The sequence below is a fragment of the Pantoea ananatis LMG 2665 genome (assembly GCF_000710035.2).
Lineage (GTDB): Bacteria > Pseudomonadota > Gammaproteobacteria > Enterobacterales > Enterobacteriaceae > Pantoea > Pantoea ananatis.
Map to the genome: position 1 here is coordinate 17,802 of NZ_JMJJ01000012.1, position 24,762 is coordinate 42,563.

The 24,762-nt window shown below is 56.9% G+C and carries 34 protein-coding genes; 32 read left to right on the plus strand and 2 right to left on the minus strand.

Features of this window, described 5'->3' with window-relative positions; genetic code table 11:
- Positions 1-312: 312 nt before the first annotated feature.
- From EL29_RS20830 to EL29_RS20905, 16 genes are all read left to right on the plus strand, one after another.
- On the plus strand, positions 313-759 hold the full coding sequence (locus tag EL29_RS20830) for an antirestriction protein (RefSeq protein WP_033766151.1): 447 nt from the start codon (positions 313-315) through the stop codon (positions 757-759).
- A gap of 44 nt (positions 760-803) precedes the next feature.
- The gene (locus EL29_RS20835; protein WP_028715625.1) at positions 804-1,241 is read left to right on the plus strand and encodes a DUF1380 family protein; all 438 of its coding nucleotides are present in this window, start codon (positions 804-806) and stop codon (positions 1,239-1,241) included.
- A 42-nt stretch (positions 1,242-1,283) separates the two neighbouring features.
- On the plus strand, positions 1,284-1,679 hold the full coding sequence (locus EL29_RS20840; RefSeq protein ID WP_028715626.1) for a DUF1380 family protein: 396 nt from the start codon (positions 1,284-1,286) through the stop codon (positions 1,677-1,679).
- 188 nt (positions 1,680-1,867) lie between these two features.
- Positions 1,868-2,194, plus strand: coding sequence for a hypothetical protein (locus EL29_RS20845; protein ID WP_162176191.1), 327 nt, complete (start codon positions 1,868-1,870; stop codon positions 2,192-2,194).
- Between the two features lie 81 nt (positions 2,195-2,275).
- A complete protein-coding gene (locus EL29_RS20850) occupies positions 2,276-2,452 on the plus strand; it encodes a hypothetical protein (RefSeq protein ID WP_155270048.1) in 177 nt (58 codons plus the stop codon).
- Positions 2,453-2,475: 23 nt separating this feature from the next.
- Positions 2,476-2,709, plus strand: a complete 234-nt coding sequence (locus EL29_RS20855; protein WP_028715627.1) for a DUF905 domain-containing protein — start codon at positions 2,476-2,478, stop codon at positions 2,707-2,709.
- 72 nt (positions 2,710-2,781) lie between these two features.
- On the plus strand, positions 2,782-4,845 hold the full coding sequence (locus tag EL29_RS20860) for a ParB/RepB/Spo0J family partition protein (RefSeq protein WP_028715628.1): 2,064 nt from the start codon (positions 2,782-2,784) through the stop codon (positions 4,843-4,845).
- Between the two features lie 38 nt (positions 4,846-4,883).
- A complete protein-coding gene (gene psiB / locus EL29_RS20865) occupies positions 4,884-5,321 on the plus strand; it encodes a conjugation system SOS inhibitor PsiB (protein ID WP_028715629.1) in 438 nt (145 codons plus the stop codon).
- A complete protein-coding gene (locus tag EL29_RS20870) occupies positions 5,318-6,049 on the plus strand; it encodes a plasmid SOS inhibition protein A (protein ID WP_028715630.1) in 732 nt (243 codons plus the stop codon). Before psiB ends, EL29_RS20870 begins: the two co-directional genes overlap by 4 nt.
- Positions 6,046-6,273 (plus strand): hypothetical protein, encoded by a 228-nt coding sequence (locus tag EL29_RS20875; RefSeq protein ID WP_028715631.1) that lies wholly within the window; start codon positions 6,046-6,048, stop codon positions 6,271-6,273. The genes EL29_RS20870 and EL29_RS20875 overlap by 4 nt, the downstream gene beginning before the upstream one ends.
- A gap of 180 nt (positions 6,274-6,453) precedes the next feature.
- The gene (locus EL29_RS20880) at positions 6,454-6,837 is read left to right on the plus strand and encodes a hypothetical protein (RefSeq protein ID WP_029571482.1); all 384 of its coding nucleotides are present in this window, start codon (positions 6,454-6,456) and stop codon (positions 6,835-6,837) included.
- Between the two features lie 135 nt (positions 6,838-6,972).
- Positions 6,973-7,302, plus strand: coding sequence for a hypothetical protein (locus tag EL29_RS20885; protein ID WP_028715633.1), 330 nt, complete (start codon positions 6,973-6,975; stop codon positions 7,300-7,302).
- A gap of 92 nt (positions 7,303-7,394) precedes the next feature.
- Positions 7,395-7,541 (plus strand): hypothetical protein, encoded by a 147-nt coding sequence (locus EL29_RS20890; RefSeq protein ID WP_033766153.1) that lies wholly within the window; start codon positions 7,395-7,397, stop codon positions 7,539-7,541.
- Positions 7,542-7,589: 48 nt separating this feature from the next.
- The gene (locus EL29_RS20895; protein WP_028715634.1) at positions 7,590-8,420 is read left to right on the plus strand and encodes an N-6 DNA methylase; all 831 of its coding nucleotides are present in this window, start codon (positions 7,590-7,592) and stop codon (positions 8,418-8,420) included.
- 713 nt (positions 8,421-9,133) lie between these two features.
- A complete protein-coding gene (locus EL29_RS20900) occupies positions 9,134-9,490 on the plus strand; it encodes a hypothetical protein (RefSeq protein WP_029571483.1) in 357 nt (118 codons plus the stop codon).
- A 64-nt stretch (positions 9,491-9,554) separates the two neighbouring features.
- Positions 9,555-10,376 carry a DUF932 domain-containing protein gene (locus EL29_RS20905; protein ID WP_028715638.1) on the plus strand — a complete coding sequence of 274 codons (822 nt, stop codon included), beginning with the start codon at positions 9,555-9,557 and terminating at the stop codon, positions 10,374-10,376.
- 27 nt (positions 10,377-10,403) lie between these two features.
- Here the strand turns inward: EL29_RS20905 and EL29_RS20910 are convergent, their stop codons facing one another.
- The gene (locus EL29_RS20910; RefSeq protein WP_028715639.1) at positions 10,404-10,940 is read right to left on the minus strand and encodes a lytic transglycosylase domain-containing protein; all 537 of its coding nucleotides are present in this window, start codon (positions 10,938-10,940) and stop codon (positions 10,404-10,406) included.
- A gap of 791 nt (positions 10,941-11,731) precedes the next feature.
- On the opposite strand from EL29_RS20910, the gene EL29_RS20915 reads away from it, so the two are divergent.
- Positions 11,732-12,178 (plus strand): relaxosome protein TraM, encoded by a 447-nt coding sequence (locus EL29_RS20915; protein WP_080695295.1) that lies wholly within the window; start codon positions 11,732-11,734, stop codon positions 12,176-12,178.
- 476 nt (positions 12,179-12,654) lie between these two features.
- Here EL29_RS20915 and EL29_RS20920 read toward each other — a convergent pair whose 3' ends face one another.
- Positions 12,655-13,248, minus strand: a complete 594-nt coding sequence (locus EL29_RS20920; protein WP_028715641.1) for an Arc family DNA-binding protein — start codon at positions 13,246-13,248, stop codon at positions 12,655-12,657.
- A gap of 211 nt (positions 13,249-13,459) precedes the next feature.
- On the opposite strand from EL29_RS20920, the gene EL29_RS20925 reads away from it, so the two are divergent.
- The 15 genes from EL29_RS20925 to traC all read left to right on the plus strand — a co-directional run bounded on the left by EL29_RS20925 (position 13,460) and on the right by traC (position 24,749).
- Complete coding sequence (locus EL29_RS20925) at positions 13,460-13,852, plus strand: type IV conjugative transfer system pilin TraA (RefSeq protein ID WP_028715642.1); 393 nt, start codon at positions 13,460-13,462, stop codon at positions 13,850-13,852.
- Positions 13,853-13,858: 6 nt separating this feature from the next.
- Positions 13,859-14,161, plus strand: a complete 303-nt coding sequence (gene traL, locus EL29_RS20930; RefSeq protein ID WP_019105069.1) for a type IV conjugative transfer system protein TraL — start codon at positions 13,859-13,861, stop codon at positions 14,159-14,161.
- 49 nt (positions 14,162-14,210) lie between these two features.
- Positions 14,211-14,804, plus strand: a complete 594-nt coding sequence (locus EL29_RS20935) for a TraE/TraK family type IV conjugative transfer system protein (RefSeq protein ID WP_028715643.1) — start codon at positions 14,211-14,213, stop codon at positions 14,802-14,804.
- A 3-nt stretch (positions 14,805-14,807) separates the two neighbouring features.
- Positions 14,808-15,548 (plus strand): type-F conjugative transfer system secretin TraK, encoded by a 741-nt coding sequence (gene traK, locus EL29_RS20940; RefSeq protein ID WP_028715644.1) that lies wholly within the window; start codon positions 14,808-14,810, stop codon positions 15,546-15,548.
- The gene (gene traB, locus EL29_RS20945; protein ID WP_028715645.1) at positions 15,541-16,932 is read left to right on the plus strand and encodes an F-type conjugal transfer pilus assembly protein TraB; all 1,392 of its coding nucleotides are present in this window, start codon (positions 15,541-15,543) and stop codon (positions 16,930-16,932) included. The genes traK and traB overlap by 8 nt, the downstream gene beginning before the upstream one ends.
- Before the next feature lie 11 nt (positions 16,933-16,943).
- A complete protein-coding gene (gene rfaH, locus EL29_RS20950; RefSeq protein ID WP_028715646.1) occupies positions 16,944-17,474 on the plus strand; it encodes a transcription/translation regulatory transformer protein RfaH in 531 nt (176 codons plus the stop codon).
- Positions 17,471-17,869, plus strand: a complete 399-nt coding sequence (locus EL29_RS20955; protein ID WP_028715647.1) for a hypothetical protein — start codon at positions 17,471-17,473, stop codon at positions 17,867-17,869. Before rfaH ends, EL29_RS20955 begins: the two co-directional genes overlap by 4 nt.
- 30 nt (positions 17,870-17,899) lie before the next feature.
- The gene (locus tag EL29_RS20960; RefSeq protein ID WP_028715648.1) at positions 17,900-18,289 is read left to right on the plus strand and encodes a hypothetical protein; all 390 of its coding nucleotides are present in this window, start codon (positions 17,900-17,902) and stop codon (positions 18,287-18,289) included.
- 14 nt (positions 18,290-18,303) lie between these two features.
- Entirely contained in the window at positions 18,304-19,020 is a 717-nt protein-coding gene (locus EL29_RS20965) for a hypothetical protein (RefSeq protein WP_028715649.1), read from the plus strand.
- Entirely contained in the window at positions 19,017-19,802 is a 786-nt protein-coding gene (locus EL29_RS20970; protein WP_028715650.1) for a hypothetical protein, read from the plus strand. Before EL29_RS20965 ends, EL29_RS20970 begins: the two co-directional genes overlap by 4 nt.
- Positions 19,777-20,298, plus strand: coding sequence for a hypothetical protein (locus EL29_RS20975; RefSeq protein ID WP_235193328.1), 522 nt, complete (start codon positions 19,777-19,779; stop codon positions 20,296-20,298). The genes EL29_RS20970 and EL29_RS20975 overlap by 26 nt, the downstream gene beginning before the upstream one ends.
- Positions 20,276-20,518 carry a hypothetical protein gene (locus tag EL29_RS20980; protein WP_028715652.1) on the plus strand — a complete coding sequence of 81 codons (243 nt, stop codon included), beginning with the start codon at positions 20,276-20,278 and terminating at the stop codon, positions 20,516-20,518. The genes EL29_RS20975 and EL29_RS20980 overlap by 23 nt, the downstream gene beginning before the upstream one ends.
- A gap of 33 nt (positions 20,519-20,551) precedes the next feature.
- Positions 20,552-20,950 (plus strand): hypothetical protein, encoded by a 399-nt coding sequence (locus EL29_RS20985; RefSeq protein ID WP_028715653.1) that lies wholly within the window; start codon positions 20,552-20,554, stop codon positions 20,948-20,950.
- A gap of 283 nt (positions 20,951-21,233) precedes the next feature.
- Positions 21,234-21,782 carry a type IV conjugative transfer system lipoprotein TraV gene (gene traV, locus EL29_RS20990; protein WP_028715654.1) on the plus strand — a complete coding sequence of 183 codons (549 nt, stop codon included), beginning with the start codon at positions 21,234-21,236 and terminating at the stop codon, positions 21,780-21,782.
- Positions 21,783-22,103: 321 nt separating this feature from the next.
- The gene (traC, locus tag EL29_RS20995; protein WP_028715656.1) at positions 22,104-24,749 is read left to right on the plus strand and encodes a type IV secretion system protein TraC; all 2,646 of its coding nucleotides are present in this window, start codon (positions 22,104-22,106) and stop codon (positions 24,747-24,749) included.
- Positions 24,750-24,762: the final 13 nt, after the last annotated feature.

The window sequence follows — 24,762 nt, forward strand, 5'->3', positions numbered from 1 at the left end:
CCTGTCGGCGGGACAGGGCAGAAAACACGGGCCGTGCGGTCTGCGGCCGGTGCCGTGCCTTCACTTTAGCCCGACCGCTGCGTGATCAAGAGATCGCTTCGCTCGACGCCTCCCCCGTTCGCACTCCCTCCGCCGCGCTTACTCCCGTCGCGCTTCCGCTCAGTATTCGCGTCAGCGCCGTGCGTAATCACGGCTCCGCTCGCTTGCGCTGCGGCCTCGTCGTCGCTCCTGATCACTCCGCTTTTCGTCGGGCTGTCATTCAGGCACGGCACAGGCCGGAACGTTAATTCCCTCTGACTGCGGAGATATCTGATGAACACACAACCCCACGTTTACCCGCCAGCGTCTGTCCTGGCAGATGCTGAAAGGCTGCATTTTCTTCCTGCGCTGTTTGGCCACGATTTCATACTGGCCGAAAACAACGTGTACCTCTACGCCGACCGCTATCTGGCCAACTATGACGGGGCGGTGTGGGATTTCGTCAGGGTGCCAGGCGTGCCACACGGCGGCGGCTACATGAAGCCCGCCGGAGATGAACGCTGGCAGTTTTCCAGCCCCCACGTCTGGACTGACCTTGAAATCAGTTCGGACGCGGCGGGGATCATCATCACGGCGCTGGTACTCAATCACCGTAGCTGGCTCTACGACCGCCACGACGACGAGGAACTGTGTGCGCATTTCTGCCGTCGCTACCGCCAGCTGACCGCATTTGCACAAATCCATCCCGAAGCCGCCGCCATTTTCTGCGCCCTTGACTGATAACCCACGGGGCGGCGGGGCCGCCCCCTACCGAGGAAAACACCATGTACGGAACCGTTAACGAAATCTGTGAGCAACTTCGCCAGCGCTACAAATCCGACGAACTCATGACATTGATTATCTGGACGAAAGATGACGTGCGGGACGTGCTGGATAGCACACAGATCACCGACGAAACCGCCGACGAAATTTTGCAGCAAATCGACGGGATTAATGACCAGCACGAATACGGCGTGAGCCTGGAAACACTCCAGGCGGTACTGGACAACATCCGCGAGGAAGAGAGGCAGGCCCGCGAGGTGACGCTACCCGCCACCGCAGCGGAAACCGTGGTGCAGCTGGCGTGGGAATTCATGCGGCTTCACGATGCGCAGAGCGGGGAAGAAGGGGCCGCCGCGCGTCTGTATCCGGCTCAGGCAGAAGCGCTTCGTCGTGTCGGGGCCGCGCTTGAGCAGCAGCGCAGTGAAACAGTCAAAATCTGATAATGCGGGGCGGCGGGGCCGCCCCTTTGCGGAGGAAAAATCATGTACGGAACCGTCAGCCAGCTTTGCCACCGCCTGAAAACCGAATTTCAGGGCGAGGAAAAAATCACGCTCATCATCTGGCGTAAAGAGGACGTGATGAAGGTACTCAGTGACGACCCCATTACGGAGGAAACCGCCGCCGAAATCGTGTGCGACATCTCGACATGGGACAGGGATGCACAGCACGAAGCCGGCGTGGGCGCTGAAACCGTCCGGTTTATCGCCAGTGCCGTCCGGCACACCGCCGCACGGCGTAACCGGTTGGTGACCGTTTCTGCCAGCGACCTGGAAATACTGGCTGAAGCCGCGGGCCGTCTGCTTGAAACGGGCGGGGATGATGATCCGCGCGCCATTGAAGACGCGCTCAGTCGTGCCTGGGAGGCCATTAACCCGTAAACGCGGGGAGCAGGGCAGGGAAGCCCGAGGCCCGTTCCGGCCGGGCGAACCCCCTTCCGCCTGCGGCGGCAGAACGGCAGGGCGCGCGCCTGACGGCGCGGCCACCGCACTGCCCCGAATACCGGAATCCCTCAGCGTCATTTTTGCCGCCATTTTTTCAGGCTTTTTTGTCGTGATGCGTGACCGGAATGGCCGTTTCGGCACGTGTCACCGGAGAAAAATGCTGCTACGCCGGGCGTCCTGTCGGCTGTCATGCTCCGCACAGAGCCGGCGCGCCGTCTCTGCCCGGGCCCGTCCCCGTTCCGGTTACGGGCCAGCGGGTTTCCATCCTGACGCAACACCTCTCGCCTGCAGCAGCCGTTCCGGCTGCGCCGCTCAGTCGCGCCGTATCCGGCGCTCCGCGCATCCCGCCAGCACACACGGCGGGATGTAAGGGGCAACGCCGTTTCGCGCCCGCGCGTCACGTCGTTGCGGCGGGTTCCCGCTTTCCGCAGGGGTTGTGTTCGCCCGTCTGAGTCCTTTCGCCGGGGCTGAGACAAGCACAAACCGCCTGGCTGTCCAGGGACGGCTGAAGCCTCTCGCCGGAAAATTTTTTGATGTGGCTAAAAATTTTTCCGCTCGCGCCCGGACAGCTGCACCGGCCCGTGCTCGTTACGCCCTTTGCGGCGAACGGCTCTCAAACGGGTGAAGGATACAACCTGGGGACAAAGCAGCAGTTCCCCGCAAAACGTCAGGACCGCGGCCCCGGCAACTCAACGGGTGACGGTTTTTAAGGGCAAAAACAGAGGGGGTTTCAGTGGAACAGTCAGCCGTGGTGCGCTTACCGGACGACACCTTTACGCGTGAGGAAGCGAACGCGGTCGCAGCGCAGTACAGCAACGTCGCCATCGAGGACGATCAGATTACGCACTTTCGCCTGGTCGTGCGTAAAGACGGTCAGGTGGCCTGGCGCGCGTGGAATTTTGAGTCAAATGCGGGGTACTGGCTCAACCGTTATATCGGTGAGTACGGCTTCCGCAAAACGCAGTAAGCAGTGAAAGGTGCCCTGCCGGAGAGGTCATTCCGCAGGGCGTGACAGTCATTAATCTGAGAGGTATCAACGATGTCAGTAGCCAATGTTAATGCAAAAGCAGCAAAAAAAACCAGCGCAAAAAAAGTCACCGACGCCGAACAGGCGGCGGTCAGCGCGGCACTGGAAGCCGCGCCACTTGAACACGCGCCCCTGTCGGCGTTCGTGGTGTCGCCGCTCAATGCGCGCACCATTCCGTATTCTGCTGAGAGCGTGGGGAGCCTTGCGGCCACCATTAAGTCGGTCGGCCTGTTGCAGAATCTGGTCGCCCACGCGCTGCCTGACGGGCAACTGGCGGTGGCCGCAGGCGGCAGACGCCTCACCGCCCTGAATCTGCTGCTGTCACAGCAGGTTCTGACGCCCGATCATCCGGTGGCGTTCAAGCGCGTGTCTGAAGACATGGCTGCGCTCGTCTCTTATATCGAAAACGCCCAGCGCAGCGACATGCACGCGGCAGAGCAGATCGCCAGCTTCGGTACGCAGGCGGCGCTGGGGAAAACCGCCGAGCAGATTGGTGCAGAGGCGGGTTACAGCACCCGCCACGTCCAGCGCATGCTCAAACTCGCGAACCTCGCCCCGTCACTCCTTAAGCTGCTGGCAGACGACAAACTGACCGTTGAACAGTGTCAGGTGCTCTGCCTGGAGGACGATCAGGAGCGTCAGGTGAGCGTCTACGAGTCGGTAAAATCGGGCTGGCCTGAACTGCCCCTCTCCATGCTGAAAAAGCAGATCACCGACAAAGAAATTTCCGTAACAGACGATCGTTTCCTGTTCGTGGGCCGTGAGGCCTACGAGAACGCAGGCGGCGTGGTGCGTGAAGACCTGTTCAGCCAGCAGGACGGCGACGGAACGGCAGACATCGTGTTGCTGGAAAAACTGACCGTGCAGAAGCTGGAGGCGATGGCGCAGGAAATCCAGGAACAGGAGGGCTGGAAGTGGAGCATGGGCCGGATGAGATCACTGTGGCCGCACGGGGATGGTATGGAATACCGCCTGACGGACGCGCCGGAGCCGGTTTACATCAGTGACGAAGAACAGCGCCTGACCGCGCTGTATGCGAAAGGCGACGAGTGCGCGGAGGGCGGCGACGATGACGGCTACAGCGATGCCGAGAGGGAGTGGGAAGCCATTGAAAAAGCCGCGCAAATCCGTGCGTGGACGCCGGAATTCCGCGCAACGTCAGGCGTTGTGGTGGGCTTTGACGGTTACGGCGATCTCTGCGTACAGCGCGGCGTGATTCGCCTTACGGATATCGAGACGGCGGAAACGGAAGAAAGCCGCGACGCGGAGCAGCCACAGGAGCCGCAGGAGAGCACCGCCGAAACATCCGGTGCCAGCCGCTTTGAGTATCAGTCACCGCCCGATGAGGCCGAGGGGATCAGCCTGCCGCTGCTCACGAAAATGTCCTCCGAGCGCACCCTTGCCGTGCAGGCCGCGCTGATGCAGCAGCAGAAAAAAGCGATTGCCCTGCTGACCTGGCATCTCTGCCGGAGCGTGTTCACTGCCGGTTATTTCCGCAGCAGACCGTTCCGGATTAACCTGACCGAATCACATTCCACCCTGACGGGCAATGCACCGTCTGGCAAGGACGGGGCCGCCTTTCTGGCGCTCACGGAGGAGCGCAAAAGGCTGGAAGCGCTGTTACCGAAGGGCTGGGGTGAAGACCTCACCGCGTTTTTCTCGCTGAACGGCGAAACGCTCATGGCCCTGTTGACCTTCTGTGTCGCCTGTTCGGTAGACGGCGTCCAGACCCGCGAATGTGGCCACACCTCGCGCAGCCAGCTTATCGAGCTTGAAGCCGCGCTGGGCTTCAACCTGCGCGACTGGTGGCAGCCGACAAAAGCCGGATTCTTCGCTGACCTGAAACACGCCCAGATTATCGATGCCCTGAACGAGGCCGGACTCACGGGCGCGGCGCGGGATGCGCAGAAGATGAAGAAGGGCGACGCCGCAGAACTGGCTGAAAACAGAATGCGCGACTCGCGCTGGGTGCCTGCCTGGATGAAGGGGCCGGAGCCGGAAAAGGCCACTGACGACGCCGTTGCCAGCGAGGCTGACAGCGACAGTAACAACAACGATCCCGCTCACGCGGCCTGACAGGGAGCGCGGCCCTTCGGGGCCGCAGGGAGACCATCATGAAAAATACCGTAATGAACAATCTCGAAGTGCTGACAGCCATGCATCCCTGTGAGTTTGAAGAGTGGCGTGAGCGGGGCGAGGGCGAAAGGCATGTGCTGACCAGCGCCGTGCTTTCCCTGTTGACCGTCCCGGCGGGCTGGACGGTCAACGGCGAGTACCGGGCCGAGTTCGGCGGCCTGTTCCCGGTGCAGTTGCGCTTCGCGCCGCCCGGTGAGGCATTCTGCCTGTGCGTGTGCAGCCCCGGCGAAGTCGCCGGAGAGTGGGTTGTCCTGATCGCGTCGGCGGATGGCGGCTGCGTGCGCGACGTCCTCCGGCTGACGCCGTTCGATCCTGCGCGCATCAGCGCCCTGATCGCCGCTGCCGCGCAGGCCTGTCTGCTGGAGTACAGCGTCACCGGCCTGGCTGATTACCTGGTACAGGAGGGCGGCGTATGATCCCCAACAACCGTTCTCTGGTGCCGCTATCGCGTGAGCGGCAGGCCGCGATACAGGCGATTATGTACGTGGAGCAGAAAGCCGGACGCAGGCTTTACTGTGCCGAATACCCTTATGCGCGGGCTTATTTCCGCTTCCTTATGGGCAGCAAGCGGATCACGCTGAAAGAAATTCGTGTTTTCTGCCCCTGCCTGCAGGAGTCTGAACTGCGGGGAAGAAAGCAGGCGTGGCTGAAGGCCATCGATATACTGATAGCGAGCGAGGGCGGGTGCTGCCCGCTGCCGCTCAGTTGCAACGATGCGGGCTGGGTTTTTCCCGAAAAGCGTTTTCAGCAGACAGAGCGGCGGCGCATGAAAAGGGAACTGCATGCAGAGAAATATTCCCGCCAGCGGCAGCGGGAAAGGCAGGGCAGGGAGCGGGCCTACCTGGCGGAAAAAGGCCAGGCCGAAATCGACCTGGCCTTTCACACGCCGGAGACGGTCTCGTGCTGGGTGTCCCGCTGGTCGGAATCCGGGGTGACACAGTACGATCTGGAAACCCTGTTTTTCCATTGGAGCGAACGTTTCCCTTCCATGAAAGGGCTTGAGCGCTGGATGACAGAGGGGCAGCCGCTGTGGAAAATCGGAGCGGAAGCCCGTCATATGTCAGCGGAAGCGACAGAAGCGGTGCGGGAACTGGAGCGCTGGATGGTGCCGAACAAGCTCACGCAGGGCAGGGTGGCCGTATGAGCAGAGGCGATTACGATACCGAACTGAAAACGGCCCGCCGCCAGCGCCGCAAACTGGCCACCATACGTGCAAAAATAACCGAAATGGTGTCGGAATGGGACGGCCTTTCCGGGCCGCTGGAAACAGGTACGGAGCAGCTTCTGAAGGCGCTCGACGAGCATATTAAAGCGCTGGATGAAGACATTGAATACTGGCGCGGCGGCGGTGATCCCGGCAAGGAATAACAGGTGCGGACAGGCAGGCTGATGCGCAGAAGCTGATGGCTGACCCCGCTCAGCCGGGCGGGGTTGTTCAGTGGTTGTCTCAGGGCGGCATTTTCCGGTCATTTTCTTTGTGTTTTCATCCTCTCAGTGTTCACCTCCGTTTTTCTCTCAGGTTCTTTTCAAAGCAAACCCCTGTGAAACATGGCCCCCTTCGGCTCCTGCCCTTCTGAATCTACCGAAACACGGGTTTTACGGACAAACGTCAACGGCCTTCCGTCCGGTGTCGCGCAGACGCTGGCATTTCTGGGCCGTCTGGCAGAGGACGGCATGGAAGAGGGCGAACGTGCGGAACTGCTGCTCGGTTCGCTGTTGAGCCTCGCGGAAGCCCTGCGCGATGCCGTGCCGGACTGGTCAGCCCGTCGCCCGCGACTGCCGTTTCCGCTGGTGCGGGTGTGGCTGGCGGCGCGTGACGTTGCCCTGGCGCAGTTCGGTGAAATCGGGCAGGGCGCATGGGCGTATGCCCTGAATTATCTGCGCACGGAACTGGACGCGGGTTTTCACTTCTGGCGCGACAACATCTGGTGATTTTTATGCGCCGCTCAGGCGGCGTAACCCCCAACCACTGACAGGGAGAACTTTATGAACCTGATTATCCGTGACGTCCTGACGGGCCTCGATGCCGACCTGCTGAAGTGCCGGAACCCCCGAGAGGCGGCGTTTATCGCCTCACTCTATGACGGCGGGCGCGACACCGCCGAGGAGGAGCGGCTTTACTGGCAGGGCCGCGAGAAAGCGGCGCTGAAAGCGCCTGCGGAAATTGACGTCCACCGCTTTCACGACGCGCTGGGCGTGGCGTATCCGCTGAACTGGTCATGCAGTGAAGAAGGGGAGTGTGAAACGTTCATGCTGGCCGAGTTTTACTGCGGGCAGGTGACCGACATTTACGCCCGTGCCGGAGCGCGTTACTTCCGGCTGCGGGATTATTCCCACCTGAGCCACGCGCAGATCATGACGCGCGTTAAGGAGGCCTTTGACCTGAGTCAGAAATGAAAAAAGCAGGCCTGAGCCTGCTCTGTCCACGCCGGATGTGTACTCCGCAAAAGTCTGCATCCGGTCTTCATCAAACTTAATGGAGAGAAACCATGCAATTTGACCCGCAAATCGTGTCACACGCGCAGGCGTTTGTAAATGCCCTGCGCAAAGGGAAGCGCGCCCGCGTTCCGGCTATTCGTCTGGAGCACTGGCAGCAGTTCATGACACTGGTTTACGCAGGCCTCGGCCTCGCGTGATGTAAATCCGGCCGCCCCCCTGCGGGGCGGCCGTTCAAGGAGTGGTTTATGTCACAGTTAGATTTTGCCGATTTTTTTAACCAGGCTGAAGATCCCGCGCCCGCGCCGGTTGTCCTCAACCCGTCAGCCCCCGCCTGCGATCAGTCCCCCGTGCATCGCATGATGAGCATCGAGACGGCGCGTAAACAGTTCGTCAGCGTGTTCAGGCACACGGCCCGGCACCTGCGCCGCTGGGACGTGTTCAGCGACTTCATTACGCTTACGGCCAGTGAACTCGACCTTGCCACGATCCGCGCACCGGAAAGCGTGGAACGCTGCCGCAAAATCTGCGAGCGCTACAGGCCGGAGGACATCAGCGACCTTCACCGGCTTTTCAGCCTGATGGTGAGCGCGCTGGAAGCGAAGTTTCATGACTTTCTGGGAGCCATTTTCATGGAGCTGGAGCTGGGCGACGGCAGGCAGGGGCAGTATTTTACGCCGTACTCCGTACAGTCGCTGATGGCGCGCATGCTCATGCCCGGCGTGGAAGAAGCCGTGAAGCGTGAAGGGCTGTTTACGCTGTCAGAGCCGACCTGCGGCGCGGGCAGCATGGTGGTTGCGGTGGCCGAATGTATGCTTGAGGCGGGGCTGAATCCCTCAGAGCAGATGTTTGTGAACTGCATCGACATCGATCCGGTGGCGGCGGACATGGCGTTTATCCAGCTTTCGTTGCTGGGCATTCCTGCGGAAGTCATCACCGGTAACACGCTGACAATGCAGTTCAGCCGCGTGCGTTACACGCCTGTATATTACATCAACGGGTTTGAGGAGCGGCTGAAAGCGCAGCGCAGAATTAACGCGATGATGGATTTCATGCGCTCCCTGTCAGATGCCGCCTGACAGGCCGGTAAACGCGGGCGGGGTTCATCCCTGCCTGCACCGCCGCATAAACCCCGCGCCCCTGCGGGGCAGGGGAGAGGCGGTGCTGACGCACCGCACTTCCCCCGCCGCGTTCTGTTCAGCTTCCTGCCGGTATGTTTTATTCCCCTGCTGTCTTTATGCCGGTGCCGGTTGGGCTGGCCAGTATGCGGTTGCTGCCTTTACTGACTTAACACCAACAGCCGGGGCATGGCCACCTTCGGCTCCTGCCCTGGCGGGCAGTCGTCAGCCCTACTCCGACAGGCGGCGGAAAAGCTGCCGCCCGTCTCCGCCGAACCGCAAAGGGCCGCGTTTCGGGCCTCCCGGCTAAGGTCTGATGGCTGAGGTCAAGGGCTGCAACCGGCTTCGCCGGTGCGTTCACCGGGCGCGGGCGCGCCCTGTAAGGCCGTCACGCCGTTCCGCCGTGCCGGAGGTGTTCATGCTCATTTCATCCCGTGCGGCTGTTCTGTTCCGGTGGTTCAGCGCGGAGGGCTGACAGTCGCACAGTCCTTCTCCCTCCCACACAGGTCCGCTTACGCCGTTCCTCACCCGTTCGCACTCGCCGAAAAACCGGCTCGCTTGCGCTGCGGCTTCCGGGACGCCTGTGTTCCGGTCGGCGGCCGGTGCCACTTTGCCCTTCGCCGCGATGAACTCACCGAAACATGGTTAACAGCAACCGACAGAGGAGAACCAGCATGAACACCCACAACGTCAAGACCGCCGCTTCTGAATCTACCGAAACACGGGTTGAAGGGACAAAAGTCAACACCGGACTCACGGCGGCGCAGTTTCAGGATCTCAGCGAATTCATCATCGACAACGGCACCTTCTGCGGGCCGGGTGGGGTGACCTGGCAGGAGCTGGCGCTGTTTGACGAAATCAGCGACCCGTCAGAAGACGGTGAGACACGCAAAATTTATGTCTGGGAGGGCTGGCCGTACGCCCTTTATGAATTCGACCTGGGCTACACGGCAATCAATTACGCACAGACCCGAAAAATGATCGCCTGGTCACTGGACAACGCCGGTAAACATTCCTCAGCGCCGCGCTGAGCGACAAACGCCCGATGCCGGGACAAGCCCGGCTTAATAACAACATATCTGAGAGGTAATCAATATGGTCAGTTTTGCAAGCCGTTATGCCCCAAAAACATCCATTCGCGAAAACCGCCCACTCACCAATGATGAGCTTATGCGGTTCGTCCCGAGTGCGTTTTCCGTTGAAAAACATGAGTCGCGATCAGACCGTTATACGTATATTCCGACAATTACCCTGCTCGACAAACTCCGCTCAGAAGGGTTCGAACCTTTCTATGCAAAACAGTCCCGCGTGCGCGACCAGAACCGCCGGGATTTTACCAAACACATGATCCGCCTGCGTCGCGGAAATAACGGCAGCGGCAAAGAGGTGCCTGAAATTGTTCTGGTGAACAGTCATGACGGTTCCAGCAGTTATAAAATGATCCCCGGTATTTTCCGCGAAGTCTGCACCAACGGGCTGGTCTGCTGGAAAACGTTTGGCGAAATCAGCGTGCCGCACAAAGGCGATATTGTCAGCCAGGTGATCGAAGGCGCGTATTCAGTTCTGGATGTGTTTGAAAAAGTCGAAAATAATATCGGCATGATGAAGGGAATTCAGCTGGATAAGGCGGAAAGGCTGCTGCTGGGCCAGCTGGCGCTGGAATACAAATATGAAGACAAGGCACCGCCGGTGACGGCCGAAAATATTATTCACCCCCGCCGCTGGCATGACAAGGGCACGGACCTGTGGACGTCCTTTAATATCGTGCAGGAGAATCTGGTAAAAGGTGGCCTGCCGGGACGTACTGAAAAAGGGAAGCGTACCACCACGCGCCCCGTTAACGGCATCGACGGCGACATAAAATTAAATCAGGCGCTGTGGAAGATGGCGGAGGAATTTGCGAAGCTGAAAAGCTGAAAAAAGTAAACCCCGGTTCGCCGGGGTTTACTTTTGGGCCGTGCCTGGCTCATTCCGGCTAAGCGTTATAGAAGGCGATTTTTCAAGAGGCCCGGTTTTATTCATTCGCGCATAAACTTCATCCCTCGCAACCAGAACGCGGTAGATACTTTTAATTATCGCGGCATACTCTCTGCGCTGTTTAATTAACTTCGGGTTCGGTCCGGTGTTATACATGCCGACCGTATCCCACGTTCTGCCATACTTTTTGAAATTGCTCGCCTCGATCCATGCGCCGGTATAAATGCAAATACACGGATCGGCCAGTAAACGTTCCCGCGTAATATTGAATTTCTTTAAAGCATTGAAGTTTGAACTGTTGATTTGCATGTTGCATACGTCAGTGCTTTTTCGCGCGCTTTTGCTGTTTATCGCGTTATTACGCATATGCGACTCCTGAATGGAATGCGCCATGAGCAGACGCGGATCGATTCCGAAATCATGTCCGGCTTTGGTGAAACACATTTCAGGCTCAGCCTGGACGCTGAACGCGGTAAAAAAGGCGGCTGCGGTTAACCACTTCATATTAAAAGAGTCTCGTATATGCGCGCAGAATGCACTGTGCCGTATTTGTGCAGAAAATACCTTTTCAGATCAGCCCGCGCAAGTTAATTCGTTACAGACGCGCACTCTGCGCTTGACGTGTGTTGGCAGTACCTGGCTGAGGTTATTTAAATTCCACTTAAGGCACATATTCAACAAGCCGCTTTTATAGTTTCTCTTTCATCACACCCCACGCAAGATTTCATCTTGCGGTTTTGTTTATTTAAAACATGTAGTTAGCCTGAAATTATTTTGTTATTTTTAAGGTATGAATGAAATAGTGTGTGAATACGCACACATTGCAGTGCCTGATTAAGCGATATGACAGTGCCTGATTGTGTGTGATTGCAGTGCCGGATAGTGTGGGGCTACAGTGCCGGTCTGTGTGTGAATCCGGCACCATGAAAGGCACTGTTATGTGTGTTTATTGTGGTTGTTAATTATTATCAATATCTTAAGTTCATGAGGAAGGCGCTTAGTGCTGAATTGTCACACCTGAAATTGCCCTGTGGTGCCGGATTGTCACACCTGATTTCAGGTGATAGTGCTCAATTAACACACCTCTAAAAGTGGCTTTTTAAGGTGATTTTGAAACAGAAGTGCCGTATTAACACACACCAGAATGATGTGAGGTGCTGCATTGACACACCCAAAAAGACGTACTGAAAAAAAATATAAAGTGCCGGATTGACACACAGTTAAAACAGGCCGAATAATAAAAAGAAGCTACCTGACTTTTACACGGTTCGCGCGGTATTGAACAGGCCATTTTAATGTTATTTATTCGCTCTCGTCTGGCGTGGTTGCCAGGTGAAGCGCAGGGGAAAATGATGGGAAGAAGAAATATCTATTTCAAAGAAAAAACAGAAAGGGAAGTGCAGGAGCTGGTTGATATGGAAATCCAGAACGGGGCGACTCACGGTGAAATAAATTTCTCATCAATCGTGAATGAACTGGTTGGTCTCGGACTGATGGTAAAAAAACATCAGGGTGAGGGCAGTAAATTTGATTTGGAAGGGTTTAATCGTGACCTCATTCGGAAGGTGTCAGGGACGAGGGAGGGTGTGAGTATTTTAATCGCGATGGTGTCAGAGATGTACCTGAACATGCGTGGAGAAAACACCAGTGAGTCAATGGAGGAACTTCTGGACAGGAATTTATCTGCAATTAATGACGCTGAAGACAAAGCATCCAGTAAGCATTTCCTTGCACAGGAATAGCGTCGAAGGCATGTCAGTATTTCTTCAGTCCTGCCTCGTTAATGACTGAGTGAAATTAAATTATCGCCGGTATCATTCATGCTTTTGCTGTAAGTGTTGCCATGATGGTTTTATCCCTGCACTGGATAAGTGCGGGGGTTTAACTGAAATCATCAGCCTCACATCAGAGTGGGTGTCAGGTATTGAGTGGGTAGGTGAAATTTCTTTGCACTCACCTTTCTTCCGGTGATATAAGAGCGGTCCCTGCCGTGATTGAATGTCCTTTATCCGGTGGCGCAAACGACATGTTTATTGTGTCGTTTACGCCGTTATATATATCCTCTTTTCAGTGTGCTGAAATACGGCGTGACAACGTTAAGCCTGAATTGCTCCAGGCCCGACAGGGCTTAAAATAAACGGCACGTATCACCACCGTGACGAACTAATCACGCCTTAATTTTTTTTCAGCACGGTTTCGGATTTCGGAAGGGAAGGGGTTAACCTGAAGATAAGGGGTTTTCTGCATGCCCTACTTTTTCATAAATAAATTCATCAAAAAGTACGGCCAGTTCCCGTAAGCGGTGAACCTCTTCATTTTCCGGCAGCTGATGTTCGGTCAGATAATTCAGTGAGCCAAGCAGTCGCTGCATTATTTCATCGTTCATGCTCCGCCTGTTAAATCGTGCGCTTATGTCAATATCACGCCGCAGGTTAACCGGAAAGCTGCTGCTGAACGCCCGTCTCTGTCCGGGAATAAAGATTTTTTTATCCTCATTCTTTTTTTCATCTTCAGCATGCGTCTGGCGAATGATGTCCAGTCTGCTCTGAATAAATTCATCGAACATCCTTGCCAGCGCAATAAGCCGCTGGCCTTCATCCGTTTTAATAAGCGGCCTTCGGGGAGAGAACTGAAGAGAGAATATTAACCGGCTGATAATTTCATCGTTGGTGGTATATCCGCGAACCCGCGCGGCGACGCGCAGCTCCGTCAGGAGGTTTTCCGGCAGCCACAGCTTACGGTACTGGACTTCTCCCTGAGCATACTTGCGGGGCCTTCCCCTGTTGCCACCCATTTTTTCTTTAACTTTCATGCTACTGGTTCCTCCTTGCGAGGCATCCCTTGTCAGGAGCAAAAGCCTACGCCAGGCGCTTTCAGGATTAATCTTAAAATTCATTAAAGTAACCTGTAAAAGTGTGACATGCGTCACAGATTTTTTTTTTTTGAGAAAATGTACACTTGCGTCGCGTTACGTCTGTTTACGTGCGTTGACATTTCCTTAACTCAAACAGAGGGATTTATACATGAAAGTTGCCACATCCGGCTCCGCTCTGACGGAGGGGGCTGCGGAAGCCTGTCCGACGTTCAGTGAGGCGCCGCTGACGGTCCTGACCGTCATGGCCAGTCGGGGGTTTTCGTATCTTCGTCAGCACCGCGCAAATGCCATTCTTGTCTGTATGGCCATTCTGGTTTTTGCACTGCCGCACATCGGGCATGCAACTGACCTGCTGGCAGGGCAGAAGCAGGACGCCAAAGATACGTTTGGTCACGGCTCAACGGTGGAGTGGGGGATTTACATCTGTGAAATCATCCTCTCTGCAGGTCTCTACATGAAAACGCGTAACCCGATGCACTTCGTCGGTGGTCTTGCCTTCCTGATTGTCATCACCAAAACGTTCTTCGCCCTCGCCGGTTAAACCGACATGGACGGGGACGCTCAGCAGTATCTGTTTCCGGAAACACTCAACCAACAAAAACGCCTGATGGGACTCCCGACCGAGGAGGCCATTGTTGTCATTGCCTGCGCCGGTATCGGGCTGCTCTGCGACATATTCATCGTGATGTTGTTTGTGGCCGGTGCGCTGTGGCTGTTAATCCGCCATCTGAAGAAGGGCCAGGGCACCTGGTGGCTTCTGAACCTTCTCTACTGGTATCTGCCGACCGTGCTTCTGCGGTTGCAGTTCCGGCGCGTACCTGACTCAGCAAACCGGCACTGGATGCAGTAAACCCGGCGCCACCGCACGGTGGCGCTTTTTTGACTAACTGGAGAACGCTATGAAGTATCAGGTCGGGAATGAGCGTAACCGTGTGGTTGTCGCGACGCTGGCGGGGCTGCTGTTGCTGGTCTTTCTGCTCGGTGCCGGCAATGTCATCACCGGTTCACTGGCGTGGCATTTCTATCGCACCCAGAAAACGCTCACCATACCGATGGGCTTTGACCGGCCTTTTCTCTCTGACGAATCAGGAGGTGATGCGGCCCTGAACGCCATGCTGGTCAGGGCATTCGTCAACCTCCGCCTGTCCGTCACGCCGGAAACCGTGGATGCCCAGCACACCGCCCTGCTGAGCTTCGTCCCCCCGGCAGACCGCGACGCCATGAAAAAGCAGCTTGCCGCCGAAGCTGACTATATCAAGAAGAGCGGGGTGACCTCCGTGTTCCGCATCGACGATGCAGCCACCGATACCACCACCGGTGACATCACGGTCCAGGGAGTACTCAACGCCAGTACGTCAAACGGCAAGCTGCCACTCCCGGATGCGAATAAAGCCTACCGGCTCAGCGTGCACTACGTGGACGGGCTTATCCGCCTGACAGCCTTCCGCGAAGTGCCCTGGACGAAACCTGAACGCCGCCCGCAACAGGACTGAACCATGAAGATAACCCTTGCCGCCCTGGCGGTTGCCGGTGCGCTGGCCTCGCTGCCTGCCGCCGCACAGTATGCCGTGCCCGGACCGACCGGCACGCCGTTTGAAAACAATGCGCACCTGAAGGCGCAGATGAGCACGACCAGTCCGAACAAAATCGTCATCGATGGCGAGCTGATTACCGGCGTGACCGGTCCCGAAGGGGCGTACACCAAAGAAACAACCGCCGATGGTGCCCTGCTGATAGCCCCGCTCACCACACGGGACTTCACCGTTTTTATCGAGACCGCAAACGGCATCAGCCTGTCACTGGACGTGTCGCCCAGGCCCGGCAGCGGACGCACGATTGAACTGATACCGGCAGATGCGCCGGTTAAGGCCAATCCGGACGCGAAAGCCTGGGAGGAAAGTCAGCCTTTCCAGACCACGCTGGTCAGCCTGGCCCGCACCGTCGTGAACGGGGGCGTGCCTGACGGCTATACCGACATGAAGGTCAGCCGGGGCCCGGCCTACAATCCGCCTGCCGGTGTGCTGCTGACGCCCGAGCGCCAGCTGGTCGGCTCTCACCTGCGCGTGGTGCGCTACCGCATGAAAAACACCGGTTACGTGACGCGCATGCTTGCCGAGAAGCAGTTCTGGCAGAAGGGCGTGCGTGCCGTGATGCTGTCCACAAGCACCCTGTACGCCAGTGGTGAAGGGCTGCTCTGGGTGGTCTTCTCTACCGGAACGGAGGGCGGGGATGAGTAACATTAACATCGCCACGCGCCGCCGCCAGTGGACCATTGCAGGCGTATCCGCTGCCGTGATGCTCGCCATCGGGGGCGGTGTCTGGGCTTATTCGCATCATCAGGCCGAGCTGGAGCATCCCGCTGCAAAGCCGGCACCGGATATGACGGGCGGGCTGGTCAACACCTCATTCACGCAGGGCGTGAACACCTCAGCCCTTCAGCAGCAGCAGGAGAAGACAGCCGGCCTGGAGCGTGACCTGGGCACGATAAAAAACACCCTCGTCACGCAGAATGAGGAGCTGAAGAAGCAGCTGAACACCCTCACGGAGCAGCTGACACAGCTGCAGACGCGGCAGGCTCAGGAAAGCAAGCCCGTAAACGGACCCGGACAGGGGAGCGGCACCGCCAGCCAGACCTCTGCCAGTGGCCCGGTTGCGCATGGTCCTGCCGGTCCGGCGCAGTGGAGTATTACCGACCCGCAACGCGGTCCCGCTGCGGGGCAGGGCAGTCAGTTCTATCCGGTGCAGGGACAGGGGTATGCCCACGGCAATACCCCGCCGCGCACGGGTGGACTGCAGCGCGATACCTTTACCTACGCCTCGCTGAAAAAGCCCGTTCACAAGCTGCCCTGGATACCGTCAGGCTCGTTTTCTGAGGCCGTGATGATTGAGGGCGCAGACGCCAACGCCAGCGTGACCGGTCAGCAGAACACCTCGCCCGTGGTCATCACGCTGCTCGGCGACGTCTCCATGCCGAATGGCCGCACCTACAACATGGACAAGTGCCGCGTGACCGGCGAAATCTACGGGGATATCTCCAGCGAGCGCGGTGACGTCCGGACCAAAAACATCAGCTGCATCCTGAAAAACGGCGACCACATCGATATGCCGTTTGAGGGGCACGTGTCCTTCCAGGGGAAGGTCGGCATTCGCGGGAAACCGGTGATGCGTAACGGCCAGATTCTGATGAATGCGGGCGGAGCGGGCTTCCTGTCAGGCCTCGGGGATGGCTTCAAATCTGCGGCCACGCCGATGGTAGGGCTGGGGGGAACGGCCACCATCGGTGCCGGTGACATTCTCAAACAGGGGTTTGGCGGCGGTGCCAGCAAAGCCTCTGAAACCCTGAGTCAGTACTACATCAAGCGTGCAGAGCAGTATCACCCCGTCATTGACATTGGCGCGGGCAATGCCGTGACCGTGGTCTTCCAGCAGGGTTTCCGGCTTCAGACCATTGAAGAGGCCGACGCAGAAAAAGAGAAGAAAGAAGCACCGCAGCCGCAGGTGCAGCAGACCGCCGCCAGCACAACGGCAGGCACGTCCGGCAATGGCAACCCGACAGTCCCCGACCCGAACGAGGTCCTTAAGCAGGCGAGCCAATTGAGACTGGGTGACACCATTAATTAAGGGAGCAGGGAATGGAAAACTGGCATGTGGCACAGACAAAATTTGGACAGGAAAAAAAAGCGGAGCAGCAGCTGACCAGTCAGGGGGTGGAAACCCTGCTGCCGGTGTTTTCCGAGGTCAGGCTGAAAAACGGCTTAATACGTCGCGTCGCTGAGCAGCCTCTTTTCCCAAACTACATTTTTGTGCGTTTCGATCCGGAAAAGGTGCATACCACCGCCATCAAGGCCACACGCGGCATTGCGTCACTCATCAGCTTTGGCGGTCTGCCCGCCATTGTGCCTGAGCGCGTGATTGAAAGGCTGAAGAAGGGCTGGCAGGGTGCGCCGCAGAACAAGCAGATGCCGGAAGACGGTGACCGCGTAATCATTCAGGACGGCGCATTTGAGGGCATTGAGGCCATCTGGTGTGAGCCGGACGGAATGAGCCGCGCGGTGCTGCTCTTCAAAATTCTGAACCGTCAGATGCGGGTGCCGGTGGAAAGCCACATGCGTTTTCATATTGCCGCACGGGCGGCGGACCAGCCGGACAGGAAAAGGATATGAACGTGATGCTTAAGCGGCGGTGGCCACGCGGTAAAGGGATCAATCTGTGTGGCCTTGTCGCCATGTTGTTGACAGACAATCTCGTCATGGCGTGGCTGATTAAGACTGGTCAGGTTGATGTTGTCAGCTGGCCGGTCTGGCGAATGATGGTGCTGGCGTCGCTGGTGACACTGGGAGTCCAGGTCCGGAGAGGTAAATACACGCTGTTGACTACGGTGCAGATGCTGACAGGTTTATGGGCACTGTCGCTCATGGTCTGTATTGGTAACTCAGTCATCATATGGGCGTGGCCATCCTCCGCTTTTTTGTATTCCGCAATGTGTGTATCTGCCTGCATGGGTGCTGTTTTTGCTCCTGCTATCACCCTGTTTGAACTGACATTTGATCGGGCCTGAGCACATCAGAACCTGACAAGGAAACCGTATATGAACAATTCGCATGCACGCCTTATGGTTTTTCTGCTTACTTTTCTTGTGCTTACCCTGAATGTGGTCGCTGTATACATCATGCTTCGTATGGGGGTGGGACCGTCCGGGGGCATAACGTGGCAGGAGTGGCAGATGCTGACCCTGCTTGCTGCGTTCACGCTGGGACTACAGGTTCTGTCTTTAGGTAGCGGATTGAGTATGGCCCCGGTTTCCGCAGGGCTCGTTACCTGGCTTATCGTGCCGGCAGGCTGGCTCGTTGAGGTTGCCCGTGCCGGTCAGCTTCAGGTGGCCAGCAAAGCATTCCTTTATATGGGCCCCTGCACAGGGATTGTGCTCTCGTTCGGCGCGGCCGTATTCGTGCAGATGTTTGAAAGAAGACGCCGGTAGAGTGCGGGGCTGTAATGAAAACACAATTTTTCAGAGTGCTCGCCCTGCTGTCAGTCATGATGCTGGCCGGCTGTGACTATGGTGACAGGCAGTTTGATGAAGACCGGACAAAAGCACTGCAGAACCCTGATGCGTTTCAGGCCTGGCTGCAGCTGAACAAGGACGCGGAAAAAAACTGCCATCCCGGAGTGTTCAGAGCGACATGCTCAGAGGAAGTTCATACTGCGTATCAGCAGCTCGCACTTTCAGTTTACCGCACAGCGTTAAACCGGCGCTCTCCCGCCGCCTTCATTGACCTGTTTATGCGGGATGACCCGCCGGAGGAGCTGCAATCCCGGATGCCCCAACTCGCTGAAGAACTGATTAATCTTGCCACGCATTCGGCGGGTGACAGGTCGTCAGCGCGTCTTCTGGCCACTGCTGCCCACGTACTGGAACGGGGGCAGTGGGTGCAGAAAGACAGCGTCCGTGCCGCTGCTTTTTTTGCTCAGGCCTGGCTTGCGTATGATACGAAGGCACCCGCCAGTCTCAGTCGTCTTTACAGCGAGCAGCACGATGAGGCCAGCGCGCTGCTGTGGCGGTTGCGCTGTATTGGCGACTGTTACGACAAACTGGAAACTGACGATGACCTCGCGACGCTGAGTCCGAGAGAGATTCTGCGCATTCAGTCTCTTGCAAAAGACCGGAGCATTATCACCGTCAACGGGCAGGCAAACTGGGAGGCGAAATGAACATTCTCGTCAGAGTGGCGATTGTCGCGCTTTTTCTTCTGCAGACGCTGGCCGTTATGGCGGGCAGTTCCACTTCGCGATCATCTTTTAAGTCTTCATCAGGCTTTGCCGCGCGCAGTCCGTCGTACCGGCCCTCCTCAACAGGCAGCGCGCCCGCCTATAAAAGCTTCAGGCCGGAATCGGGCAGCGGCGCGACAACTGCCGGAGGAAACGGCAGTCCAGCGGGCCGGGTTAACAGCACGTCTCCGGGATACCGGCCTTCACCCACTAACCGGCAGTCTCTGCTGAGCAGCAACGGGCCTCAGCCTTCACCCCGGCTTCAGACTATCATCAGGGAAAAAGAGGCCAGTGGTCCCGGCTGGGTGGGAACGGCTGCGCTGGTCTGGTTACTCAGTCAGCACGATTTGTCTTCCAGCGATCGCGAATGGATAAACAGCCGACTGCGTGAAGCAGACAGCGACAGCAGCAGTGAGCAACCCGTCCCCGTGTCCGGACAATCTGACGTCAGTTTTCAGTGGTCCGTTCCGTCACACATTGTGAGTGGTCTGCCGGTAAAAATCGTCGTGACGGCGGTTCGTCACGGGAGAGCGGTTTTGCCTTCCTGTGAACTCGACGATGTAAAGAGTGTGCCGGAAAACAACGCGGCGGTGCTGAACTGGACGCCAGAAGACACGTTTTCTGCCGTGGCAACCTGCAGGGCAGAGGGCTGGGTAGACCAGCGTCTGCTTGCCGTTTCTCAAATGAGTGGAGGGGAAAGTGAATCTGAAGCTGAACCAGAATGAGGATACTTTTAACAGGCAGCGAAAACAGTTTAATCGTATCCGTTGGATGAATGCTGGATGGCTGGAAAGACAGCCACCTCATGTTGAAACCCTTGCTGTGTGGGCTGTTACTGCCTTTATCGTGTTAATCAATCTGGATGATTTTTTTTCGGAACAAATCCGCCCCGTACTCCTGACGGCAGGTCTGGCATCGGTCGTTTTATCGGGTGTGTTATGGCTTCGGTGGAGAAAGAAACCGCATAAATGGGCTGACCTTATTGCAGGTGAACTGGTTTCGTACCTTCCCACTGATCCGGATGCTTTTACCAGACTGCAGGAGCGTGTTTTAACGGATGGCCATCTTGACCTAAAGGTGCTGGATGAATGGGTAAAAGCGGAGGAACGCGCAATTCGGGACAAACAACAGGCTTTGAATCGTCGGGAGTTCGCTTTCACGTTACGCAAAATATGCCATGAAACAGAGGATCGCCATCATGACGACGCCCGGCACCCGTGAAGCGCGGATACGGCTCTGCTCGCTCCGCATCCGGTATCGTAAAGCATGGCTGTCACAGGCCGACAGTAACACCCTGGCTGCGCTGCTGACGGCCATTGAATCTGTTAACCAGTCACTGAACGGTCCCTGCATTGAGCCAGAACCCCTGCCTTCAGCAAACAGCAGCGGTCATGAGAGAGGAACAGCGAATGGCCAGAGAATCCCTGACGTTAACAGGTAAGCTGCGGTATGACGCGGTAAGGAGTGACAGAATATGACGACCAGTAAAATGTCAGATAACCGATCATCGAAGATCATTGAAATCCTTCGCTCACTTCTCTTACTCGCGGGGTTTTTCGGGTTGCTGACGGTAGGCGTGCTGTATGGGTTGCCGATGATGCTCCATGCTAAGAGTGAAAATAAACTGCAACAGATTGGCTCGCTGGCGATGGTGAAAAACAACTGCCACGGCTTCTTTTACCACGATGACGATGTTTCTGTGCTGGTGATGACCAGTGGTTACGTAGTGACAGTCAGCGGCTGTGTGAACGCAAAACCAGGCACAGCGGTGATGGAGCCGGAAACCACTTTATTAACAGACGGTCGGGACATCGGTAAATACTGGTGTGTTAATGATATTTGTTATGAACGCACGGATAAAGAAAAAAACTGAGGAAACGGCGTTTCCGGTTCGGTAAAGCGCACTGAAGGCCTGTGGATACGGCTCAGAACTGAAGAGATCGCCTGTGGCACAAACTTCAGTTTCCTGTGTAATTGAAGAACCTATAAAACTAAGAGCAGATTCTTACAGTAATCAAAACCAACGTTTCAGGCATGAAAAGAAAGGTACCAACACCAGGGCTTTTCTCCGGCACCCATGAGCAGGACTCACCTGCCACTCTTGTTTCTACTCACTACGATTAACCTGCGGCTCCGCCGCCACTGAGGTAACTCCCATGCAAAAACTGTTTGCGTGCGCACTGCTGTGCGCGGCGCTGACCGGCTGTGCCGGCATGAATTCCGATTTTGACTGCAACAAAACGGCGACTGATCAGTGTCTGACGATGTCAGAAGCCAGTCACCTGGCAGACAAGGGAAAAAGTCTTGATGACCTGACGGCAAGCAGAGAAGCAGGCCCAAAGCCTGCCGCTGAGGCGCTGGCGACGCCCGGCAATGTGAAGCCCGCCATTGATCCGAATCGAAAAATCACCGTTCCGACATTTACTCCCCGTGCAGGAGGCAGTTCGCACCTGAGCAGCGATTCGCTGCGCGCCTCGACCATCCCTGTCAGAACGACGTCAGTACCCGATGGCAGCATTACGCCGTCAGATTACAGCGGGCCGGGCCATGTGGATGCGGAACGCATTCCGGATGCCACGCAGCGCCTCTGGATTGCCCCCTGGGTGGACGGCGAAGACAGTTTTCATCAGCCCGCCGTTGTGGAGTTTGTGAAGAAAAAATCGCGCTGGGATGAAGATTACCGCGTGATAAGTCAGGGGGATTAACCATGAAGAGATGTGAAAGCGTGAGCCTGCTCAGCGGCAGAGGCAGTGGTTACGGGGCTTTCATGTTGCAGCATATGCCGGAGAACATGGCAGCTGTGGGGGCCATGATCAGTCAGGCAAACAGAGGTGGCCCGTGGGATTCCGTAGTTGATAGTCCTTTGAACCAATGTAATGCCATCGGTGTAGGCACAACCGGCTACGGCAAAATCTGCAGAGATCCGTTTATGGCCTCCCTGGTAACGTCGCCCGCGACAGGTGACCGGCAGTGGATATCTTTCGGTAACGCCTCGTGTACCTATTTTACCCCGTCGGAGGACAGCCATGCTCGCTAAAGTTCTCGATCACCTCACAGGCATTCTGGACAGCAGCCGTTATGAGGGCGGCGCCAGTTCGGCGCGTAAAATGCTGAAAGACAGCATGAATCATCCCTCAATTACCAGCCTGCTGCCGTGGCGTGAGTTTGATGACAAGACCGACCTCTTTATCAATACGCGCTCGGTCGGCTTCATCCTTGAGGTGGCCCCCCTGGCCGGTGCCAATCAGCAGGTGGTGCAGGCGCTCGATGACCTGCTCCGTAAAAAGCTGCCGCGCAAAACGCCCGTGACCGTTTTGATGGTCGCAAGCAAATGCGTGGGCGACATGCTCGAAGATGGCCTCAGTCGCGACATGTGGAAAGGGGACATGGCACCCCGCCTTAACGCCATCACCAAAGCTTTCTGGGAGCGCTCAGCGCTGAAGGGACTCGCCAATAACCGTGAGTACCCCCTTTATCTGCGTAACTACCGTGTGTTTCTGGTGTATGCGCATCCGGGCAGCGGCGGGATCAAAACAATGGACACTGTGTCACAGCTGCGTGAAACGCTGCGCGTGTCACTGCTCGCGGCCCATATGGAAACTGAGCGTGTCGGGCCTGATGAATTCCTGAGCGTCATCCGTGAGCAGCTCAACTACCGACCGGGGCAGGTTACCCGGGATGACGTGCAGTGGAATCCAGAGCAGGAACTGCATCGGCAGTGCGTAGACCACAGCACGGAAATGGAAGTGCATCCGGACTACCTTCGTCTGACCACGGCACGCAAACCCAGTGACCGGCGAATGGGCGATGAGGGGAACTCCCGTGTGGCCAGCTCCCGCATCGTCAATATGCAACTGACGACCGTACCAAAAAGGTTCGCGCTGTGGCAGGTCGCAGACAACCTGCAGAACATTCGTTATCCGGATCTGGGCATCCCGTGTCCGTTTATGCTGAGCTGGACGGTCTGTCTGGAGGACCAGGTGGCCAGTCAGAACGAAGCTTTCCGCAAAGAGCAGGACCTGGGCAAAAAGGCCAACTCCTCCTACGGAAAGCTTTTTCCCAATACCCAGCGGACCTATCAGGAATACCGCGACCTGCGTATGGGACTGGCCAGCAACGAAATCGCCATGTGCAGCTTCAACCTCAACCTGACGCTGTTTTGTCCTGACGACGACAGTGAACAGCAGAAATGCGAACTGTCGGCGATAAACGTCTTTCGTAAGAATGACCTGGAGATTTCGGCTCCGCGCTATATGCAGTTGCGTAACTGGCTGACCACGCTACCGTTCATGATGCAGGAGGGGTTGTGGGATGACATGAAACATATGAATGCCACGCTGCGCTGCAAGAGCTTTAATGCGGTGAACCTGATGCCGGTGGTGGCAGAGCGGCAGATGGCTAAGTCCGGTAGCCCGCTTCCCACTTACCGTAATGCGCTCGCTTTCTTTGACATGTTCAATGAAAACAACGGCTCAACGAATTTTAACGTTGCCGTGACGGGGACAACCGGCGCAGGGAAGAGTTTCTTTATTCAGGAAATCCTGCGGCAGGTTCTTAACTCCGGCGGATTCGGCTGGGTTATCGATATGGGCGGCAGTTATAAAAACTTCTGCCGTCAGGCGGGCGGTTCGTATCTTGATGGTGCCACGCTGCGCTTTAATCCCTTTGCGAACGTCACCGATATCAAGGAGTCGTCTGAGGGCATTCAGGGGCTGCTGACCGTGCTGGCCAGTCCGAATGAGCCGCTGGACAAGGTCAGCGAAACCATCCTGCTTAAAGGTGTGGTTGCCGCATGGGAGGCCAAGAAGAACAAGGCCCGCATCGATGACGTGGTTCATTACATGACGTCGCCAGAAGTGAAGGCGACTTACTCAGAGCAGCCTACCATCATGAACCGCATCAACGAGCTGGTACTGCTGCTTGACCGCTGGTGCACATGGGGAGCCAACGGGGAATACTTCAACTCCGATAACCCGACGCTCGATGCAAACACCCGCTTTGCGGTTCTTGAATTGCTGAGCCTGGAAAATCAGCCGCATCTGCTGTCGGCCATCCTGTATTCGCTCATTCTGGCGATTCAGGAAAAGATGTACCACTCGCCGCGTGACCTGAAAAAACTGGCCATTATCGACGAAGCCTGGCGACTGTTCAGTGGCTCAAACCCACATGCCGCCAAATTTATCGATACCGGTTACCGCACCGTGCGCCGCCACAAGGGGGCTTTCATCACCATCACGCAGGGCATCAAAGACTTCACCGGCACCAAAGATCAGGCACCCCCACCGGCTGCGGCTGCGGCATGGGACTGCTCCGGTACCAAAGTTACGCTGTTGCAGGAGGCAAGAGCCTTTAAAACTTACCTCCAGGCCAACCCCGATCAGTTCAGTGAGGCAGAGACGCAGATCATCCGTGGCTTCCAGCCTGCGCGCAGCACAGGGTTCAGTTCGGTAATGATTTCCAGTGGTGAACACAGTTCTTTCCATCGTGTGTTTGTCGATCCGGTCACGCGGGCGATGTTCAGTACGCGTGGAGATGATTATCAGTTTATGACGAACGCACAGGAGATGGGGGCGACCAGTGAGGAGGCGGCTTACCTGCTTGCGTGCCAGCCGCATATGTATAAGGAAGAGATGGAAGAACTCGAACGCTGGGCCGGGATTACGGCGGCATAACCAGAGGAAATAA

Bases quoted from the DNA above. Each gene is read 5' to 3' on its own strand.
- EL29_RS20935 (WP_028715643.1), top strand. From the start codon at position 14,211: ATGAAGTATCAGGTCGGGAATGAGCGTAACCGTGTGGTTGTCGCGACG.
- EL29_RS20845 (WP_162176191.1), top strand. From the start codon at position 1,868: ATGGCCGTTTCGGCACGTGTCACCGGAGAAAAATGCTGCTACGCCGGG.
- EL29_RS20960 (WP_028715648.1), top strand. From the start codon at position 17,900: ATGAACAATTCGCATGCACGCCTTATGGTTTTTCTGCTTACTTTTCTT.
- EL29_RS20970 (WP_028715650.1), top strand. From the start codon at position 19,017: ATGAACATTCTCGTCAGAGTGGCGATTGTCGCGCTTTTTCTTCTGCAG.
- EL29_RS20850 (WP_155270048.1), top strand. From the start codon at position 2,276: ATGTGGCTAAAAATTTTTCCGCTCGCGCCCGGACAGCTGCACCGGCCC.
- EL29_RS20895 (WP_028715634.1), top strand. From the start codon at position 7,590: ATGTCACAGTTAGATTTTGCCGATTTTTTTAACCAGGCTGAAGATCCC.
- EL29_RS20860 (WP_028715628.1), top strand. From the start codon at position 2,782: ATGTCAGTAGCCAATGTTAATGCAAAAGCAGCAAAAAAAACCAGCGCA.
- EL29_RS20905 (WP_028715638.1), top strand. From the start codon at position 9,555: ATGGTCAGTTTTGCAAGCCGTTATGCCCCAAAAACATCCATTCGCGAA.
- EL29_RS20925 (WP_028715642.1), top strand. From the start codon at position 13,460: ATGAAAGTTGCCACATCCGGCTCCGCTCTGACGGAGGGGGCTGCGGAA.
- traL (WP_019105069.1), top strand. From the start codon at position 13,859: ATGGACGGGGACGCTCAGCAGTATCTGTTTCCGGAAACACTCAACCAA.
- EL29_RS20870 (WP_028715630.1), top strand. From the start codon at position 5,318: ATGATCCCCAACAACCGTTCTCTGGTGCCGCTATCGCGTGAGCGGCAG.
- EL29_RS20890 (WP_033766153.1), top strand. From the start codon at position 7,395: ATGCAATTTGACCCGCAAATCGTGTCACACGCGCAGGCGTTTGTAAAT.
- traK (WP_028715644.1), top strand. From the start codon at position 14,808: ATGAAGATAACCCTTGCCGCCCTGGCGGTTGCCGGTGCGCTGGCCTCG.
- EL29_RS20875 (WP_028715631.1), top strand. From the start codon at position 6,046: ATGAGCAGAGGCGATTACGATACCGAACTGAAAACGGCCCGCCGCCAG.
- psiB (WP_028715629.1), top strand. From the start codon at position 4,884: ATGAAAAATACCGTAATGAACAATCTCGAAGTGCTGACAGCCATGCAT.
- EL29_RS20920 (WP_028715641.1), bottom strand. From the start codon at position 13,248: ATGAAAGTTAAAGAAAAAATGGGTGGCAACAGGGGAAGGCCCCGCAAG.
- traB (WP_028715645.1), top strand. From the start codon at position 15,541: ATGAGTAACATTAACATCGCCACGCGCCGCCGCCAGTGGACCATTGCA.
- EL29_RS20910 (WP_028715639.1), bottom strand. From the start codon at position 10,940: ATGAAGTGGTTAACCGCAGCCGCCTTTTTTACCGCGTTCAGCGTCCAG.
- EL29_RS20900 (WP_029571483.1), top strand. From the start codon at position 9,134: ATGAACACCCACAACGTCAAGACCGCCGCTTCTGAATCTACCGAAACA.
- EL29_RS20915 (WP_080695295.1), top strand. From the start codon at position 11,732: ATGTTATTTATTCGCTCTCGTCTGGCGTGGTTGCCAGGTGAAGCGCAG.
- EL29_RS20835 (WP_028715625.1), top strand. From the start codon at position 804: ATGTACGGAACCGTTAACGAAATCTGTGAGCAACTTCGCCAGCGCTAC.
- EL29_RS20965 (WP_028715649.1), top strand. From the start codon at position 18,304: ATGAAAACACAATTTTTCAGAGTGCTCGCCCTGCTGTCAGTCATGATG.
- EL29_RS20955 (WP_028715647.1), top strand. From the start codon at position 17,471: ATGAACGTGATGCTTAAGCGGCGGTGGCCACGCGGTAAAGGGATCAAT.
- rfaH (WP_028715646.1), top strand. From the start codon at position 16,944: ATGGAAAACTGGCATGTGGCACAGACAAAATTTGGACAGGAAAAAAAA.
- EL29_RS20830 (WP_033766151.1), top strand. From the start codon at position 313: ATGAACACACAACCCCACGTTTACCCGCCAGCGTCTGTCCTGGCAGAT.
- EL29_RS20985 (WP_028715653.1), top strand. From the start codon at position 20,552: ATGACGACCAGTAAAATGTCAGATAACCGATCATCGAAGATCATTGAA.
- traV (WP_028715654.1), top strand. From the start codon at position 21,234: ATGCAAAAACTGTTTGCGTGCGCACTGCTGTGCGCGGCGCTGACCGGC.
- EL29_RS20880 (WP_029571482.1), top strand. From the start codon at position 6,454: ATGGCCCCCTTCGGCTCCTGCCCTTCTGAATCTACCGAAACACGGGTT.
- traC (WP_028715656.1), top strand. From the start codon at position 22,104: ATGCTCGCTAAAGTTCTCGATCACCTCACAGGCATTCTGGACAGCAGC.
- EL29_RS20840 (WP_028715626.1), top strand. From the start codon at position 1,284: ATGTACGGAACCGTCAGCCAGCTTTGCCACCGCCTGAAAACCGAATTT.
- EL29_RS20980 (WP_028715652.1), top strand. From the start codon at position 20,276: ATGACGACGCCCGGCACCCGTGAAGCGCGGATACGGCTCTGCTCGCTC.